At 72.9% G+C, this 17,136-nt stretch carries 14 protein-coding genes; 6 read left to right on the top strand and 8 right to left on the bottom strand.

Annotated elements, in window-relative coordinates:
- Window positions 1-55: 55 nt before the first annotated feature.
- The 5 genes from ACIBBA_RS19070 to ACIBBA_RS19050 all read left to right on the top strand — a co-directional run bounded on the left by ACIBBA_RS19070 (window position 56) and on the right by ACIBBA_RS19050 (window position 7,108).
- Window positions 56-664 carry a protein jag gene (locus tag ACIBBA_RS19070; protein WP_396698849.1) on the top strand — a complete coding sequence of 203 codons (609 nt, stop codon included), beginning with the start codon at window positions 56-58 and terminating at the stop codon, window positions 662-664.
- A 4-nt stretch (window positions 665-668) separates the two neighbouring features.
- Complete coding sequence (gene rsmG, locus ACIBBA_RS19065; protein ID WP_396698847.1) at window positions 669-1,553, top strand: 16S rRNA (guanine(527)-N(7))-methyltransferase RsmG; 885 nt, start codon at window positions 669-671, stop codon at window positions 1,551-1,553.
- Between the two features lie 339 nt (window positions 1,554-1,892).
- Window positions 1,893-3,233: a ParA family protein gene (locus tag ACIBBA_RS19060; protein ID WP_396698845.1), complete on the top strand. Its 1,341-nt coding sequence runs from the start codon at window positions 1,893-1,895 to the stop codon at window positions 3,231-3,233.
- A 27-nt stretch (window positions 3,234-3,260) separates the two neighbouring features.
- Window positions 3,261-4,277, top strand: coding sequence for a ParB/RepB/Spo0J family partition protein (locus tag ACIBBA_RS19055; RefSeq protein WP_396698843.1), 1,017 nt, complete (start codon window positions 3,261-3,263; stop codon window positions 4,275-4,277).
- A gap of 2,003 nt (window positions 4,278-6,280) precedes the next feature.
- A complete protein-coding gene (locus ACIBBA_RS19050; protein ID WP_396698841.1) occupies window positions 6,281-7,108 on the top strand; it encodes a hypothetical protein in 828 nt (275 codons plus the stop codon).
- A 70-nt stretch (window positions 7,109-7,178) separates the two neighbouring features.
- Here the strand turns inward: ACIBBA_RS19050 and ACIBBA_RS19045 are convergent, their stop codons facing one another.
- Together ACIBBA_RS19045 and ACIBBA_RS19040 are read right to left on the bottom strand one after the other, a co-directional pair.
- Window positions 7,179-8,174 (bottom strand): D-alanine--D-alanine ligase, encoded by a 996-nt coding sequence (locus ACIBBA_RS19045; protein ID WP_396698839.1) that lies wholly within the window; start codon window positions 8,172-8,174, stop codon window positions 7,179-7,181.
- 7 nt (window positions 8,175-8,181) lie between these two features.
- A complete protein-coding gene (locus ACIBBA_RS19040; protein ID WP_396698837.1) occupies window positions 8,182-9,495 on the bottom strand; it encodes a PLP-dependent aminotransferase family protein in 1,314 nt (437 codons plus the stop codon).
- A gap of 291 nt (window positions 9,496-9,786) precedes the next feature.
- Between ACIBBA_RS19040 and ACIBBA_RS19035 the strand changes: the two genes are divergently transcribed.
- The gene (locus tag ACIBBA_RS19035; RefSeq protein ID WP_396698835.1) at window positions 9,787-10,455 is read left to right on the top strand and encodes a GNAT family N-acetyltransferase; all 669 of its coding nucleotides are present in this window, start codon (window positions 9,787-9,789) and stop codon (window positions 10,453-10,455) included.
- Between the two features lie 41 nt (window positions 10,456-10,496).
- Here the strand turns inward: ACIBBA_RS19035 and ACIBBA_RS19030 are convergent, their stop codons facing one another.
- The 6 genes from ACIBBA_RS19030 to ACIBBA_RS19005 form a co-directional block, all read right to left on the bottom strand.
- On the bottom strand, window positions 10,497-11,663 hold the full coding sequence (locus ACIBBA_RS19030) for an N-acetylmuramoyl-L-alanine amidase (protein WP_396698833.1): 1,167 nt from the start codon (window positions 11,661-11,663) through the stop codon (window positions 10,497-10,499).
- Between the two features lie 151 nt (window positions 11,664-11,814).
- Window positions 11,815-12,138 (bottom strand): thioredoxin, encoded by a 324-nt coding sequence (gene trxA, locus ACIBBA_RS19025; protein ID WP_350868700.1) that lies wholly within the window; start codon window positions 12,136-12,138, stop codon window positions 11,815-11,817.
- 31 nt (window positions 12,139-12,169) lie between these two features.
- Window positions 12,170-13,123, bottom strand: a complete 954-nt coding sequence (gene trxB / locus ACIBBA_RS19020) for a thioredoxin-disulfide reductase (protein ID WP_396698831.1) — start codon at window positions 13,121-13,123, stop codon at window positions 12,170-12,172.
- A gap of 178 nt (window positions 13,124-13,301) precedes the next feature.
- Window positions 13,302-14,408, bottom strand: a complete 1,107-nt coding sequence (locus ACIBBA_RS19015; protein WP_396698829.1) for a hypothetical protein — start codon at window positions 14,406-14,408, stop codon at window positions 13,302-13,304.
- Window positions 14,405-15,178 carry an RNA polymerase sigma factor SigM gene (sigM, locus tag ACIBBA_RS19010; RefSeq protein WP_396698827.1) on the bottom strand — a complete coding sequence of 258 codons (774 nt, stop codon included), beginning with the start codon at window positions 15,176-15,178 and terminating at the stop codon, window positions 14,405-14,407. The genes ACIBBA_RS19015 and sigM overlap by 4 nt, the downstream gene beginning before the upstream one ends.
- 43 nt (window positions 15,179-15,221) lie before the next feature.
- Window positions 15,222-16,829, bottom strand: coding sequence for a protein kinase (locus ACIBBA_RS19005; protein WP_396698825.1), 1,608 nt, complete (start codon window positions 16,827-16,829; stop codon window positions 15,222-15,224).
- Between the last annotated feature and the right edge of the window lie 307 nt (window positions 16,830-17,136).

Here is a 17,136-nt window from a genome sequence, read left to right as displayed (position 1 = left end):
CCCCGGGAGACCAGCGGACCCGACGGTCCGGCCGAGCGAGTACGGAGATGAGACCGTGACCGACACCAGCATCCCCCGCGCCGACGAGTCCCTGGACGAGGAGGAGACCGCCCCGATCGCGGCGAACGGCGACACCGAGCCCGAGGAGACCGAGCCCGAGGAGACCGAGGTCGAGGCGGGCCGGGAGAAGCGGAGCGCGGCCGACAGCGACCTGTTCCGGCAGAGCGAGATCGCCGCCGACTACGTCGAGGGCCTGCTCGACATCCTCGACTACGACGGCGACATCGACGAGCTGGTCGCCGGCGGGCGCCCGATGGTCGAGGTCGTCGGTGCCCGGCTGCAGAACCTCGTCGGTCAGCGTGGCGCCACCCTGGAGGCGCTCCAGGAGCTGGCCCGGCTCGCCGTCTTCCGGCAGACCGGCACGCCGAGCCGGCTGCTGCTCGACGTGGGGGGCTACCGGGCCAACCGGCGCAAGGAACTCGCCGCGGTGGCCAAGAACGCGGTGGAGAAGGTCAAGGAGTACGGCGAGGCCGTCCGGCTGGAGCCGATGTCCGCCTTCGAGCGCAAGTGCGTGCACGACGTGGTCAACGCGATGACCGGCGTCGAGAGCGAGTCCGAGGGCGTCGAGCCGAACCGGCGCATCATCGTCCGGCCGGTGGACTGACCGGGTGACCCACGACGACACCGCGGCGGGAGCCGTGGCCGGCCCGGGTGGCACCTCACCCGGGCCGTCGGCTGTCCGGCCCGGTGACCAGTCCAGCGACCCCGACGTTCCACCGGAGGCCGCGGCGGATGGTGCGGCGTCGACCGAGGGCGTGACCGTGCCCGCGCCGTCCGACGCCGCGCTGCCGCCGGAGCTGGCCGGTGCCGCCCGTACCCTCTTCGGCGACCGCCTCGACGTGGCCGCCGCGTACGCCGAACTGCTGGCGACCGACGGGGTGCTGCGCGGCCTGATCGGCCCGCGGGAGGCCCCCCGGATCTGGGACCGGCACCTGTTGAACTGTGCCGCCGTCGCCGAGCGGATCCCGGAGGGCGCGACGGTCCTCGACGTCGGCTCCGGCGCGGGCCTGCCCGGCCTGGTGCTGGCGATCGCCCGCCCCGATCTGACGGTGACCCTGATCGAACCGCTCGCCCGACGTACCTCCTTCCTGGTCGAGGTCGTCGAGGAGCTCGGTCTGACCAAGACCACCCGGGTGTTCCGCGGCCGGGCCGACGAGGCCGCCAGCGGTACGACCGGCGCGGCCCCGCTCAGCGGTGACGTGGTCACCGCCCGGGCCGTCGCGCCGCTGGACCGGCTCGCCGCCTGGTGCCTCCCCCTGGCGGTACGGGGTGGCCGGCTGCTGGCGCTCAAGGGCGCCTCGGCCGCCGAGGAGATCGCCGAGCACGCGGCTGTGGTGGCGAGGCTCGGCGGCGGTGAGCCGACGGTGCGGCACTGCGGCGTCGACGTCATCGACCCGCCGACCACGGTGGTGGAGGTCGTCCGGGAGCGCCTGGTGGGCCCGCGCCCGAAGGCCAGCCGGAAGTCCCGGGGCGGCCGGCCCCGCGGACGCTGACCGCCCGTCCATTCCCTCAGGAGCCACGCGGGCGGTGCCGAACCGCACCGCGCGCCGTGGCGATAGTGATCTACCAATGGTTCGGGTCTTGTCACCGGCTTCCCGGTCGATGGTTCTGTCGTTGAACCGGTGCGGGTGGACCGAAGGGATGAGAACCCGACGTGGACCGGCCGCGCCCGTCCACCGTAGGCTGACCGCGCGTCGATAGTGTGGAGCGGGCGGCGACGGAAATTGTTGGTCCCGACCGCTCCCGCCGGGCCGCAGGCCCCGCGGGACGAGCGCGGGCGTGGCCAGTTGACGGGGTGCGAACCGACCATCCGAAGCGGGCAGGGATGACAGGTGCATGACGACGGCAGGTACGACGATCCACGCGTGACCGGGTCGGCCAACGACCATGTTTCACGTGAAACCGGCTACCCGAGCTGGTCGCCCGACGGGGGCTCCGGAAACCCGGCGCCTCACCCGGTCGACGGCGACCCGGCGGTACGGCGGGACCAACCCACCGTCGGCGGGGTGTCGTCCGGGTCGGAATCGAGCGGCTCCCCGGCCTCGCGGCGGGCTGCGGAGGGCACGTCGCGACCGGCGAACGCCCCCGCTGACGCGCGCTCGACCCAGCCCCGCCGTAACACGGCCGCCTCGGCCCGGTTCGAGCCGGCAGTGCCGCACCAGCCGACGCCCGACGCGGTACGGGACGCGGCCCCGGTGGCCGTGGCGGCACCCGATGTCGCCACCGTTCCAGCCGAGCCGTACCCGGCCCCGCCGGCTGCTGACCCGTCGTCCGTTTCACGTGAAACGGACGTAGACGATGACCCACCGTTGGCTATGGAGGCGATGCGCGCCGTGCAGATCCTGAACCCCAGTGGCGAGGTGACAATGCCTCGGCCCGAGCGGACCCGGGTCATGTGCGTCGCGAACCAGAAGGGCGGTGTGGGGAAGACGACCACCACGGTCAACCTGGCGGTCGCGCTCGCGCTGCACGGTAACCGAGTGCTGGTGATCGACCTCGACCCGCAGGGAAACGCCTCGACCGGGCTGAACGTGCCGCACCACACCGGTGTGCCGGACGTCTACGACTGCCTGATCAACAGCGTGCCGCTCGACGACGTCGCCCAGGCGGTGGAGGGCATCCCCAACCTCTGGTGCGTGCCGGCCACCATCGACCTCGCCGGGGCGGAGATCGAACTCGTCTCCGTCGTCGCGCGGGAGTCCCGCCTGGACCGGGCGATCACCGCTTACCCCGGTCACTTCGACTACGTCTTCATCGACTGCCCGCCCTCGCTCGGCCTGCTCACGGTGAACGCCCTGGTGGCCGCGCAGGAGGTGCTCATCCCGATCCAGTGCGAGTACTACGCGCTGGAGGGGCTGAACCAGCTGATCAACAACATCAACCTGGTCCGGCAGCACCTCAACCCCCGGCTCGAGGTCTCCACCATCCTGCTCACCATGTACGACCGGCGTACCCGGCTGGCCGACGCCGTCGAGCAGGACGTACGCAACCACTTCGGCGACAAGGTCCTCCAGGCGGTCATCCCGCGCAACGTGCGCGTCTCCGAGGCGCCCAGCTACGGGCAGTCGGTGATGACCTACGATCCCGGGTCGCGGGGCGCGACGAGCTACTTCGAGGCCGCCCAGGAGATCGCCGAGCGGGGCGTCATGGAGCCGGTGAGCCGGAATGCGTAGTGCGGACGAGTCGTCGGGAGGCGAGGCATGAAGAACCGTCCTCGGGGCGGTCTGGGTCGAGGCCTGGGGGCGCTCATCCCGACCGGGCCGGTACCGGGCACCGGTGCGATCACGGCTGAGCCCGAGAGCGGACCGGTCACCGCCGAGCCGGTCAACGGGGCGGTAGCGCCGCCGAGCCCGGCCCCCGTTCCGGAGCAGCCTGAGTCGACCCTTAGCCCGGTGCCCGGCGCGCGGTTCGCGGAGATCTCGGTCGACGCGATCGTGCCGAACCCGAAGCAGCCGCGGCACGTCTTCGACGAGGACGCGCTGGAGGAGCTGAAGACCTCGATCCAGGAGGTCGGCTTCCTCCAGCCGATCGTCGTACGCCAGCTCGACGACGAGAAGTACGAACTGGTCATGGGTGAGCGCCGCTGGCGGGCCGCCCAGGCGGTCGGCAGGGAGAGCATTCCGGCGATCATCCGGGACACCCGGGACGACGCGATGCTCCGGGACGCGCTGCTGGAGAACATCCACCGGGCGAACCTCAACCCGCTGGAAGAGGCGGCCGCGTACCAGCAGCTGCTGGAGGAGTTCGGGGCCACTCACGAGGAGCTGGCCCGGCGGATCGGCCGCAGCCGGCCACAGATCTCGAACACCATCCGACTGCTCAACCTGCCCGCTCAGGTGCAGCGCCGGGTCGCCGCCGGCGTGCTCTCCGCCGGGCACGCCCGGGCCCTGCTGAGCCTGGACGACACCGAGGCGCAGGAGCAGCTCGCGCTCCGCATCGTGGCCGAGGGGCTGTCGGTACGGGCGACCGAGGAGATCGTCGCTCTGGCGCTGAGCGACGGGCCGGCGAAGACCCAGGCCGCCAAGCGGCGTACCAAGCCGCACGCGCCGGCGCTGACCGACCTCGCCGACCGGCTTTCCGACCGGTTCGACACCCGCGTCAAGGTGGACATCGGCCGGAGCAAGGGCAAGATCACCATCGAGTTTGCCACGGTCGACGACCTGGAGCGGATCGTCGGGATCATCGGGGTCGGCCAGGAGGAGTCCGCGACCGACTGAGCGGATCGCCAAACGGCCGCGCACCCGAACGGGTCGCGCGGCCGTTGTCGTTACCGTCGACCTTCAAGATCCGCCCCTCAGTGGCTTTGCCGGCGCGGCGCCGGGCAGCTTCGTCAGCGCGGGCGTCGGTTCGGGCGGCCGGCGGCGGTCGCCGCGCGGTTCCGTCAGCGCGAGCGTCGGTTCGGGTGCCGGCGGCGCTTGCCGCGCTGCTTCGTCAATGCGGGCGTCGGTTCGGGCGGCCGGCGGCGGTCGCCGCGCAGCTTCGTCAACGCGGACATCGGATCGGGCGCCGCCGGCGCTTGCCGCGCAGTTCCGTCAGCGTGGCCGTCGGTTCGGTCGGCGGCCGGCGCCTGCCGGGCGGTTCCGTCAGCGTCGCCCTCGATTCGATCGTCGGGCGCATCCGCCCCGAGGTGCCCCGTGGAGGAGAGCGACTGCGCGATCGGCCCCGCAGGCGTTTCACGTGAAACGGGCGCGGGGCCGGATGCGCGGACCCGGCCTCGGTGCTCCGCTCGTGCCACCCGCGAAGTCCGCTCGGCCGGATTGTGCGTCCTCGGGCGGCCCCGCTACGGAGGCCGGGCGTGGCGAGGCTGCTCGTCCCCGAGGTCGCGCCCGGGCCGGCACGACCCGATGGCGTTTGGGCCACGGCTTTTGTGGAGCCGGCTGCTGATGCGGTGCGGAGGAGTCCCGCCCCTCCAGATCGTCCTGGCGCATCGCATCCGCTCCGGACGCCTTACCGGCTGGGTCCGGCGCGGTCGGCCCTCCACCGGCCCGCTGAGGACCGGCACGGGCCACTGGGATTCGACCATGGCGGCGCCTCGATCGAGTCGCACTCTCCCCGCCAGTGCGGCGTCAGGCCCCCCGGGCGCGACCCGCCCATCGAGGACCCGTCTCAAGCGCAGGGCGGTGCGCCGTGAATGGCACCTGGATTCGACCCGCTCCCAGTGCCGGCCGGCCCTCTCCCCGACCTGTCTCCGCGTCGACCGGAGTCGCCTCGCCCGCCGTTGGCCTGTACTGCTCCGGCTCACCCCTGCCCGGCTCCTGCCGTCCGGCTCTGCCCGCCCGTTGGCGCGGGCCTGAGCGGGACTGTGCGACCCGCCAGGAACAAGGGCCGGTGCCGGAACCTCGGCCGCGGTCGCCCGTGCAGGCCGAGGAGCGATGCCGTGACGCCGCCGGACGGCACGGGCTCTGCCGGCACAGCGGATCGCGATTCTCCAGGCCGGGATCCGGAGGCGCGCGCCGAGGGTGGCAACGCACCGAAAGGCGGTCCCCCTGTTTCACGTGAAACGGGTCCGGTCAGGAATCAGATGCCGCCGTTACTCCGACCCGCCGTCACTCCGACCCGGCGTCGCCCGACCCCTCGTGTCCTCCGACCCGGCGCTCCCGCCGGACCGCCGCCGCCCGGGCCGCCCCCGCCTGGACGGCCGCCGCCTGGGCCGCCCCCGCGTGGACCGTCGCCGCCTGGGCCGCCCCCGTCTGGACCGCCGCCTCGAACCCGCCGCCGCACGGGCCCTGGCCGGCCGCCCGGCCCGGGGCGTCGAGCCGGTGTCCCTCCGCCTGTTCCCGGTAGGGACGCCAGCCCGTGTCCCTGCACCTGTCGCCGCTGCCTGCGGCACGGGCGGACACCGGCGGTCCGAGCCGGAGATCATCGAACGTCGGAGGCAGCGCCCACCCGCTCCCGCAGCCCCGCGTGCCCAGCAAAGCCCCGCCGGCGCCGGGCGCCGTTTCACGTGAAACGGGCCGTGACCCGGAGCGGCGCGTCGTCGATCCAGCGCGGTCGCGGAGCCGGCCAAAGTTATCCACACCGGTTTTCCACAGGCGACCGCAGTTTCACGTGAAACAGCGCGTGGAACGGGGTGTGGGCCTGTGGATGACGGGGCGTATTCGCCGCTGCGGAGGCCTGTGGATAACCGTGTGGACGGCCCGGCCCGGGGCTTCGGGGGTGCCGACGACAACCGCTGATTCGGGTAGGGACACCGGTGCTCGACTCGGTTAGGGTCAGCCTCGTGCCCGACACCCCTCCCGTAGTTCCGGACTTCACCCAGTGGCCCTCGTTCCCCTTCGAAGGCGACATCCGCGTCAAGCAGCTCGATGATCCGGTCCCGGTCGAACCGCCCCGCAAGGGCGAGGGCCCCCGGGAATGCACGGCATGCAGCGCGCCCGACGACGCCTACATCTGGGTCGGCGAGCGGTGGCGGGTACGCGCGATGGACCGCCCGACCGGCCTCCCGATGGTCCTCATCCTGGAGTCCCGGTCTCACCTCGATCTCGGCGATCTGCCGAATCTGCTCGCCGCGGAACTCGGGGTGATGACCGTGCGGCTGGAGCGGGCGATCCGCTCGCTCGACGGGGTGGCGCGTGTGCACGTGAACCGCTGGGGCGACGGCTCCGCGCACCTGCACATGTGGTTCCTGGCCCGGCCCTACGGCCGTCTCCAGTTGCGAGGCACCTTCCTGCCGCTCTGGGACTCGATCCTGCCGCCGATCCCGGAATCCCAGTGGCGAGAGAATCTCGCGATGATCGCGGCCTGGCTCGCCGAGTTCGGCGGCCGTCCGCTGGCCGAGCCGCCGCGGATTCAGTGGCAGGCACCGTCCAGCCTCACCGACAGCGCCCCCGTCAGCAGCCCCGAGGAGGAGGAGCCGACGTCGGTGATCGAGGCGGCCGAGGAGTACCCGGAGCCGGTGGCCGCAGCCGCTTCCGACTCCGACTCCGACTCCGACTCCGAAGCGAAGACCGAGGCGAAGACCGAAGCGAAGACCGCAGCCGAAGCCGAAGTTAAGGCCGAAGCCGACGCCGAGGCCGGTGCGGCGAAGGGTAAGCCGGCCGCCGAATAGGAGCGACGGCCAGGGCACGTCGACCGTCCCGGCCGCCGCCGAGGTCTGAGCCGGCGCGCCCCGGAGGCGGTCAGCGCCGGCGGGCGGCGGCCCGGGCCACCAACGAGCTGAGTACCCGCCCGAAGTCCAGACCGTCGGACGCCACCGCGAGGGGCAGCAGCGACGTCTCGGTCATGCCCGGCGAGACGTTCACCTCCAGCACGTGCGGTTGCCCGTCGGCGTCGACGATCAGGTCGACCCGGGACAGGTCCCGCAGGCCGAGGGCGGCGTGTGCGGCCAGCGCCACCTTCGCCACGGTGTCCGCCACCTCGGGCTCGAGCCGGGCCGGCGTGTGCCAGGTGGTCCGGCCGGCGGTGTACCGGGCCGCGTAGTCGTACACCCCGTTGCGGGGCACGATCTCGACCGCCGGCAGCGCGCGGGGGCCGTCGCCCAGGTCGACCACGGAGACCGCGACATCCATTCCGGGGACGTACCGCTCGACCAGCGCCGTCGAGTCGTACGCGAAGCAGCCCACCATCGCGGCCGGCAGGGCCGCGGCGTCGCGGACCACGGCGGCGCCCAGGCCCGAGCCACCCTGCGCGGGCTTGACCATCAGTGGCAGGCCGAGCCGGTCGACGATCCGGTCGAGCACCGCCACCGCACCCAGCTCGGAGAAACGGTCGTGCGGCAGGGCGACCCAGTCCGGTGTCGGGATGCCCGCCTCGCGGAGCACCGCCTTCGCCGAGGGCTTGTCCCAGGCCAGCCGGGACGCCCGCGCGTCGCAGCCGACGTACGGCACGTCACACAGGTCGAGCACGCCGCGCAGCGAGCCGTCCTCGCCGGTCGCGCCGTGCAGGGCGATCACCACCGCGTCGGGCGGGTCGACGGCCAGCGCCGGCAGCAGCGCGACGTCGGCGTCCCGGAGTTCGACGTCCATGCCGACCGCGCGCAGCGCGTCGAGCACCCGGCGGCCGGAGCGCAGCGAGACGTCCCGTTCGTAGGAGAGCCCGCCGGCCAGCACCAGAACGCGCAGATCGTCGGTGACGGCGGTTGCGGTCACGGATTGTTCGGCAGCGGTCGTACCCATGCCGGAATCATGCCAAGTCGGGTCCCGGCGTGTCCGAGCCGGCCTGGCCCCGGCGCGAGCCGGCCCCGCGCACGGTGCCGAACACGCGGCGCATCGCGAGCTCCTGCTCCATCACCCCGGCCAGCCGGCGCACGCCCTCGCGGATCCGCTCGGGGGCCGGGAAGCTGAAGTTCAGCCGCATGTTGCCGCCACCGGTGCCGTCGGCGTAGAAGCCCGTTCCGGGGACGTAGGCGACCCGGGCGGCGACGGCGCGCGGCATCATCGCCTTGGAGTCGAGGCCGTCGGGCAGCGTGGCCCAGACGAAGAGACCGCCGCCGGGCGTGGTCCAGGTAGTGTCCGCCGGCATCAGGTCGGCGAGCGCGTCCAGCATCGCGTCGCGGCGCTCGCGGTAGACCTCGCGGTAGACCTTGAGCTGCTGCCGCCAGGGCATGGTGCCGAGGTACGTCGAGACGGCAGCCTGGGCGAATCCGCTCGGGCAGAGGATCTGCGCCTCGCTGGCGATGACCAGCTTGTCGCGGACGGCGTGCGGAGCCAGGATCCAGCCCACCCGCAGCCCCGGCGCGAAGGTCTTGGAGAAGGTGCTGAGGTAGAAGACGCCCTCCCGCCGCCGGGCGCGCAGCGGCGCCGGTGCCTCACCCTCGAAGCCCAGCTGCCCGTACGGGTCGTCCTCGACCACCAGCAGGCCGGCGCGCTCGCAGATGTCGAGCACCCGCTCCCGGCGTTCCTCGGTCAGCGTCACGCCGGTCGGGTTCTGGTAGGTGGGGATGGTGTAGAGGAACTTCACCCGCCGGCCGGCCCGGGCCAGGTCGGCGATGGCCGCCTCGAGCGCCTCGGGGATCAACCCGTCGTCGTCCATCGGCACGTGCACCACCTGCGCCTGGGCGGCCTGGAACACCCCGAGCGCGCCGACGTAGGTCGGGCCCTCGGCGAGCACCACGTCGCCCGGGTCGAGGAAGAGCCGGGCCACCAGGTCGAGCGCCTGCTGCCCGCCGACGGTCACCACCACGTCCTCCGGGGATGCGCCGCACCCGGCGTCGATCCCGGAGAGCGCCATCACCTCGCAGATCCGCTCGCGCAGCTCCAGGGTGCCCTGGCCGATGCCGTACTGGAGGGTGGTCACGCCCTGCTCGGCGCCGAGTCGGCCGAGCATCTCGCCGACCGCGTCGAGCGGCAGCGCGGCGATGTAGGGCGCACCGCCGGCCAGCGAGACGACCTCCGGCCGGCTGGCCACCGCGAAGAGGGCCCGGATCTCCGAGGCGGTCATCCCCCGGACGCGACGGGCGTACCGGTCGGTGTAGTCGTCGAGCGTCGTACCGGTCATGACATCACCTCGATCGCTGCGGGGCGGACTCCCGTTCGGGGCATACCCGGGACACCGGCGACCATGGCGGCACGGGACGCCGAATGTCGATCCTAGTCGGCCTTGACCAGGGGCGGCGGTACGCACACGAGGATCGTCCATATCCCGGACGCGGTCACCCGCCGCGGTGAGGGTTCGCGCGTCCTCTCCCGTACGGTCGGTTGGCGGCGTACGATCGCTCGTCGGGGGCAGGAAGGCGGCGCTGTCGTTCCGTGCCGGGTTCAGCACCGAGCCTATTTGTGGGGATGCGCCATGTCGCGACGTCTGGTCAGCTTGACGCTGGACACCCTGGAGGATCTGCCCCGCCCGTGCCGGCAGTGCGTCTACTGGGAGCTCGATCCGGTCTCCGCGGACCGCGCCTGCGCCGCCGGCGATCCCGGCCTGGAGAAGGAGGCCTGGGTCTCCCAGACGCTGCTGGAGTGGGGCTCCTGCGGCAAGCTCGCCTACGTCGACGGCATGCCGGCCGGCTTCGTCATGTACGCCCCGCCGGCCTACGTGCCCCGTTCGATGGCCTTTCCCACCTCTCCGGTCTCCGCCGACGCGGCGCTGTTGATGACCGCCAACGTGGTTGCCGCCTTCGCCGGCGGCGGGCTCGGCCGGATGCTCGTGCAGGGCGTCGCGCGGGACCTGACCAAGCGAGGGATCAAGGCGATCGAGGCGTTCGGTGATGCGAAGTTCGGCGACGCCGACGACCCGGCCGGCGGCTGCGTCGCCCCCGCCGATTTCTTCCTCTCCGTCGGGTTCAAGACGGTACGTCCGCATCCGCGCTTCCCCCGGCTGCGCCTGGAGCTACGTACCGCGCTGAGCTGGAAGTCCGACGTCGAGTACGCGCTGGAGAAGCTGCTCGGTTCGATGAGCCCGGAGACGCTGCTCCGCCCGGTCCGCCCCGCCCCGGCCGCCCGGTCGACCGCCTCCGGCTGACCCGTCCGGCGCCGCGGCCCAGCCGGGCCGGCCAGCGCGGCTCAGTCCACCACCGTGCCGGCGGCGACCACCGCACGCAGCTCGCTGACGTCGATCGAGCCGGTCGGCACGTCCCGCTCGATCGGGAAGTACATCCGCTGCACGGCGGCGACGATCGCCTCCACCACCCGGTCCCGGAACCGGGGATCCACCAGCCGGCCCCGGTCCGCCGGGGAGGTCAGGTAGCCCAGCTCCACCCGGACCGCCGGCATCCGGGTCAGCCGGAGCAGGTCCCACGCCTTGGCGTGGGTACGGCAGTCGCGCAGCCCGGTACGCGCCACGATCTCCCGCTGCACCAGCCCGGCCAGCCGCTCACCGGTCGCCGAGGTGACCCCGTTGTCGGTGCCGTAGTGGTAGGTCGCGACGCCGTCGGCATCCGGATTGGCGTGCCCGTCGGTGTGCAGCGAGATGAACACGTCGGCGCCGAGGGCGTTGGCCAGCTGCGCCCGCTCGGGGTCCGGCAGGCACTCCCCGGGCGCCGGCCCGCGGGTGAGCTGCACCCGTACCCCGGCGGCGGCGAGCCGCCCCTCCAGCCGGCTGGCCAGGTCGTGCACCAGGTCGGCCTCGGTCCAGCGCAGATTCCCGTCGGGTACCACCACCCCCGGGTCCGTGCCGCCGTGTCCCGGGTCGATGACCACGGTCCGGCCGACCAGGGTCGGGCCGGACTGCCGGATCGCGTCGGACTCGCGCAGCCACTGTGGGCGGCCGCCGACCACCTTGCGGCCCAGCCGGCGCAGCGCGTTCATGGTGTGTGGTCCGCACGAGCCGTCCGGGGTCAGCCCCACCTCACGCTGGAACTGGGCAACGGCCCGGGAGGTCCGTACGCCGTAGATCGCGTCCGCCCGGCCCGCGTCGTACCCCATCTCCAGCAGGCGCTCCTGCAGTGAGCGGACGTCCTCACCGGTGAGCGGCTCGGGCACCGCGTGGTAGAGCGTGCGGGCGCCGAGTCGCCAGCGTGCGGCATCCAGGGCCCGCCAGGTCTCCGCGCCGACCCGCCCGTCGACGCTCAGCCCGCGCGACTGCTGGAACGCCCGTACCGCCCGCTCGGTCTCGACGTCGAACTCGTCGTCGTGCGGACGGGTCGTCCTCGGGAGCAGGTCGAGACCGGTCAGGACCGTACGGATCTCCGTGACCGCGGGCCCGCGGTCACCGGGACGGATCGGACGCACGCACGACCCCCTCTGCACGGAAGCTGGCTGGCCGGGCGGCCCCGGCTTGAGGTTATGCGCTCCGGACCGGCGAGGTGGCTCGGGCGGGAAAAACGCCGGACCCCGCGCCCGCCGTGAGGCGGGTACGGGGTCCGGATGCTTTCAGCGCGGGTCAGAGCGCCGATTCGATCAGCTTCACCAGCTCGCCCTTGGGCTTGGCCCCGGCGATGGACTGCACCGGCTCGCCGTTCTTGAACACGGTCAGGGTCGGCACGGACATCACCCGGTAGTTCCGGGCGGTCTCCGGGTTCTCGTCGATGTTGAGCTTGACGATGGTGACCTGGTCACCCATCTCGCCCGCGATCTCCTCGAGCAGCGGCGACACCTTGCGGCACGGACCGCACCACTCGGCCCAGAAGTCCACCAGCACCGGCTTGTCGGACTTCAGTACGTCGGCGGCGAAGCTCGCGTCGGTGACCGCCTTGGTTGTTCCCACTATGACCCTCCTCCGGGTGTGTTTCGGTTGTTCAGCCCTGCAGCGTGGCGATGAAGCGCTCGGCGTCGAGGGCGGCGGCGCAACCCGTGCCGGCGGCGGTGATCGCCTGCCGGTAGGTGTGGTCCACCAGGTCGCCCGCGGCGAACACACCCGGCACGTTGGTCCGGGTGGTCGGCGCCTCGACCTTCACATACCCCTCGTCGTCGAGCTCCACCTGCCCCCGGAAGAGTTCGCTGCGCGGGTCGTGCCCGATCGCCACGAAGACGCCGGTGACGTCGAGCACCTTGGTCTCGCCGCTGTGCACGTTGCGGAGGCGGACGCCGGAGACCTTACCGTCGGCGCCGAGGATCTCCTCGACCGTGGAGTTCCACTCCACCTTGATCTTCTCGTTGTTCAGCGCCCGGTCGGCCATGATCTTGCTGGCCCGGAACGAGTCACGCCGGTGGATGATGGTGACCGAATCCGCGAAGCGGGTGAGGAAGCTGGCCTCCTCCATCGCCGAGTCACCACCGCCGACGACGACGATGTGCTGGTTACGGAAGAAGAAGCCGTCACAGGTGGCACAGGAGGAGACGCCGTGGCCGAGGTATTCCTGCTCGCCCGGCACACCCAGCGGACGCCAGGCGGAACCGGTGGAGAGGATGATGGCGCGGGCGCGGTAGGCGGTCTCGCCGACCCACACGGTGCTGACCGCGTGGGCGCCGGTGTCACCGGTGTCGACCAGCTCGACCCGGGTCACGTCGTCGGTGAGGAACTCGGCGCCGAACCGCTCGGCCTGCTTGCGCATGTTGTCCATCAGCTCGGGCCCGAGGATGCCGTCGGCGAAGCCGGGGAAGTTCTCGACCTCGGTCGTCGTCATCAGTGCGCCGCCGGACTGAACGCCCTCGATCACCAGCGGCTTGAGGTTGGCGCGCGCGGCGTAGACCGCCGCTGTGTAGCCAGCCGGCCCGGAGCCGATGATGATCAGGTTGCGGACCTCGTCCACTGCCGTCTCCCGAGTTGTGTGTGTTCGGCGTCGGTGCGCACCGATGCCGATCCGAGTGCCGACCCCTGGAGAGAGCCGGCAGCTACTTGCGAAACTCATCGTACGAACCGGGAATTCCCGAGCCGGGCATCCGGTGGGTCAGGTCACGTGGACGGTCAAACGCCCGGTGACCGCGGTTTCACCCTACCCGCGTGCGGTAGCGGGTGTCCGCACCCGAGCCGGGGACACCGCACTCCGGACCGGTCACCCAGGCCCAGCGAGCGCCCGTGCTGTCGGCGAACCGCACCACCAACGCCTGCTCGCCCTGGAAGGCCGCGTAGTCGACCAGTTCGACCACGAGCGCACCGGCGCCGTGTTCCACCGAGATCTCGTTGAGGCAGGTGCTCAGCGCGCTCGGGTCGGTCAGCCGGGCGAGCCGGTCCAGCCCGTCGGGCGCGGGCAGCCGCTCCCCGTCGGCATCGACCCGGGGCTGCTCGCCCGGAGCCGCGCTCCCGAGCGGCCATGCCTCGGTCGACGCCCCAGGGGCGCCCAGGCTCTGCGGGGTGTAGTCCGTGCCGCTGCGCAGCGGCGGGGCGATGGTCCGGGTAACCCCACCGGCCTCGTCCGGGGCGCTCGCCGGCTGGTTCAACGCCGTGTCGGCCCCGCCGTCCTGCCGCCCGGCGGCCAGCTGGTTCACGCCGAGCCCGACGGCCGCCAGGGAGACCGCGGCAACCGCCACCGGCCCGGCGATCCGGCCCCACCGCCGCTGTCGCCGGCCCGGCCCGTTGCGCGCACCCCGGCCCGGCTCCGACGGCGGGGTGCCGTTGTTGGGCCGGCGCCGCCCCGGACCACCCTGCGTGGGCACCAGCCGCGGCCCGGTGCCGGCCAACGCGGCATCGCGGCCATCCTGATCGCCCTCCTCGGTGGCGGGCGTCCGATCCGGGATGACGGCCGGCGTCGGCTCGACGGCTGCCTCCGGAACCGTCCCGTCGGCCTCGACGCCGGCCTCGACCGGTTCGTCGTCGGTGAGTCGCGCGGTCGGGTCAACGGGGGGCAGCGCGGCGAGCGCCGCGGTGATCTGGTCGGCGAGCGCGGGCGGCAGCTCGACCGCGGGCTCCCCCCAGCCGGCCAGGTCGGCCCGGACGCCCGCCACCGCCGGTGCGAGCAGCGTGTACGCCTCGGCCCAGGCGGCGTCCTCGGTGACCAGCCGGGCGACGACCGCCTCCTGCGGGGTGCCGTCCAACGCGCCGCCGAGGTAGTCGGCGAGCAGGTCGTGGTCGACCCCCCTGAACCCCCCGACCGTCACGTGTCCTCCTGGTTGGCGTCGCGCCGGGATCGCCCCGGCCCCGATCCGACGCCCTCCGGCGGGCGTGGGTTCCCGGAGGTGACGGGCGGCACGTCGGCGACCGGGCCGACGGGCGCGTCGCCCACCACCCGCGCGGGCACGACCGGGTCGCCGGTGGCCGGTCGCAGGTGACCCAGCAGCACCGCCAGCCGGGCTCGCCCTCGGGCACACCGGCTCTTCACCGTCCCCTCGGCGACGCCGAGGATGCGGGCGACCTCGGCCACCGGATAGCCCTGCACGTCGACCAGGACGAGCGCTGCGCGCTGCTCGACCGGCAGTGCGGCGAGGGCCTCCCGGACCACCAGCGCGGTGTCGTGGTCGTGCATCGGGGCGGCCGGTTCGACACCGCCGGTGGTCGACCCGTTGTCGGTGCGTGCCCCGTCCGGCAGCGGCACGGTGGGGTGCGCCTGTCGCCGCCGGATCCGGTCCAGGCAGGCGTTCACCACGATCCGGTGCATCCAGGTGGTGACCGCCGAGTCGCCGCGGAACCGGGCGGCGGCACGGTGCGCCGAGAGCATCGCGTCCTGGAGGGCGTCGGCCGCTTCCTCGCGGTCGCCCATCGTCCGCAGCGCCACCGCCCAGAGGCGGTCACGGTGTCGGCGGAAGAGTTCGGCGAAGGCGTCCCGGTCGCCGGCGACGTGGGCACGCAGCAGCGCGAGGTCGCCGAGCGGATCGACGGGCCCGTGCGGGGCCGGCGACCTGTCCGTCGTCCGGCCCTCGTGTTCGTCCATCACCACGTCCGGCGGAGGCGGTGCCCGGATCGTGGTGAACGGCTCACGAGCCCTGGACCGTGATTTCCTGAACGTCGACCTGGTAGCCCCGATCGTTCGAGGGCAGCACCGTGATCCAGAGCAGCAGGTAGCGGTACTTCTTGTCGGCGTCGAATCCGTCGAAGGTCATCCGGGTGCCGTCGTGCTCCTCGAACGGCTGCCCGATCGGCGTCTTCTTGTAGTTCGCGACCAGATCCTTGTCGCCGGACGAACTGGACGGCGGGTTGGTCGTGCCCGCGAGGAGCTGAGCGGAGGCGCCGGTGGCCGAGAGCTCGACCTGCACCGACTTCACGGTGTGCAGCGCGCCGAGGTCGAGCCACACACCCATGCCCGACTTCCGGTTGCCGAACTTGGCCGCGGTGTAGGTGTCGGTGCCCCAGCCCTCGTTGCGGTCACCATCGATGACCTTGTTCGCGCCGCCGAGCTCGTCGCGCAGCTTGCTGTCCGGGTCGACGATCCGCACGTCCTGGACGCGCAGCGGGCCGACGGCAGCGGCCGGCGTGGCCTCGCCGGCCGGCGCGCTCGAGGTGGGCGCGGCGACGGGGTTGGTCTGCGGGTCGTCGTCGCCGTCACCACCCAGCGCGCTGATGCCGATGAGGAGCCCGACCAGGGCGACGGCCAGCAGGCCGGCGATGCCGATGGCGACCTTGCGGCCGCCGGCGGCGGCCAGCGGCGACGGCTCCTCGTCGGTGTCGGCGGCGAAGCGCAGCGGTCCGCCGGTCTCCTCCAGGAAGTGCTCCTCGGAGGGCACGTCGAGGCGGTCCAGCTCGGCGGCGAGCACGTCCGACGAGGGCGGGGCGATCTCGGTGTCGAGCAGGTCCATGGTCAGGTCGTCGAGGTACGCGGGCACGCCGGCGCGGACCTGGCGGGGTGCCGCGATGGCGCCGCTGGCGTCGCGGACCGCGTCGGGGATAGCGGCGCGCCCGTGGCCGGCGGTGGCGCCGCGCAGCGGGGCCTCGGCGTGCGGCCAGTGCCCGGTCAGGGCGAAGTAGAGGATGCCGCCGACCGCCCGGATGTCGCTCTCCTGGCTGTCCGCGCCGTCGGTGCGGGCGTCGGCCAGCACCACCCGGCCGTCGTCGGAGATCATGACGGTGCCGGGGTGCACGTTGCCGTGCACCATGTCGGTGGCGTGCACCGCGGCGAGGGCGCTGGCGACGGAACTGCCGATCGCGGTCGCCCGGGCGGGATCGAGCTGATCCTCGGCCACCATCTCGCGCAGGGAGCGCCCGTCGACCCACTCGCGCACCACGTAGGCCCGCTCGTCCTCGTCGATCGCGTCGTAGACGCCGACCAGGTTGGGGTGGATGACCCGGCTGGCCGCGACGGCGGCCTGGAGCATCTCGGTGGCGGAGTCACCACCCGGGTAGCGCAGCACGACCGCAACGGGGCGGCGCAGCACGACGTCGACACCGCGCCACACCAGCCGGCCGGCGCTGTCGTTGTTGATGTGCTCGACCAGCTCGTAGCGATCGGCAAGGACTTCACCGGCCGTGGGAGCACCGAAGGTCATGACCGGCGGAGCGCTCTCGTCCGCGTCCTGACCCTCGCCGACCTGGGTCACCCGTCCTCCCTCGGTGATCGTGTCGATCGATGGACCCGCGCTGCTGGGCATGTGGCTTCCCGCTCTGCCTTCGAAGGAACGGCCGACCGGTGTCGACGCTGAGCGCCGGCGCCTGCCGTACCCGTCGAGAGCGACCTTACCCGGGTTGCCCGCCTTCCCGACATGTCATCTTCCCGCCGTACCCGGCGGGGAGCCGGGTACCGGGGAAGTCGTCCGGTTGCGACCGTTGTCGGCCACGTTGCTGGCACATGTACTAGCCAATCTACGGGTTCACCGCAAGAGGCCGCCGGAGGGGCCCGGGCTGGTGTGGCGGTTCGCGCCAACACCGGCCTAGTTCCCCCCGACGGGCCGGTCACGC

The sequence above is a fragment of the Micromonospora sp. NPDC051006 genome (assembly GCF_044456245.1).
In the GTDB taxonomy this organism is placed as follows: domain Bacteria; phylum Actinomycetota; class Actinomycetes; order Mycobacteriales; family Micromonosporaceae; genus Micromonospora.
The sequence above is the reverse complement of the archived record's forward strand: the minus strand, read 5'-3'. Positions and strand labels throughout refer to the sequence as shown.

Coding starts and splice junctions, on each gene's coding strand:
- ACIBBA_RS19005 (WP_396698825.1), bottom strand. CDS start 16,829: ATGCCCAGCAGCGCGGGTCCATCGATCGACACGATCACCGAGGGAGGA.
- ACIBBA_RS19040 (WP_396698837.1), bottom strand. CDS start 9,495: ATGACCGGTACGACGCTCGACGACTACACCGACCGGTACGCCCGTCGC.
- sigM (WP_396698827.1), bottom strand. CDS start 15,178: ATGGACGAACACGAGGGCCGGACGACGGACAGGTCGCCGGCCCCGCAC.
- ACIBBA_RS19035 (WP_396698835.1), top strand. CDS start 9,787: ATGTCGCGACGTCTGGTCAGCTTGACGCTGGACACCCTGGAGGATCTG.
- ACIBBA_RS19055 (WP_396698843.1), top strand. CDS start 3,261: ATGAAGAACCGTCCTCGGGGCGGTCTGGGTCGAGGCCTGGGGGCGCTC.
- ACIBBA_RS19045 (WP_396698839.1), bottom strand. CDS start 8,174: ATGGGTACGACCGCTGCCGAACAATCCGTGACCGCAACCGCCGTCACC.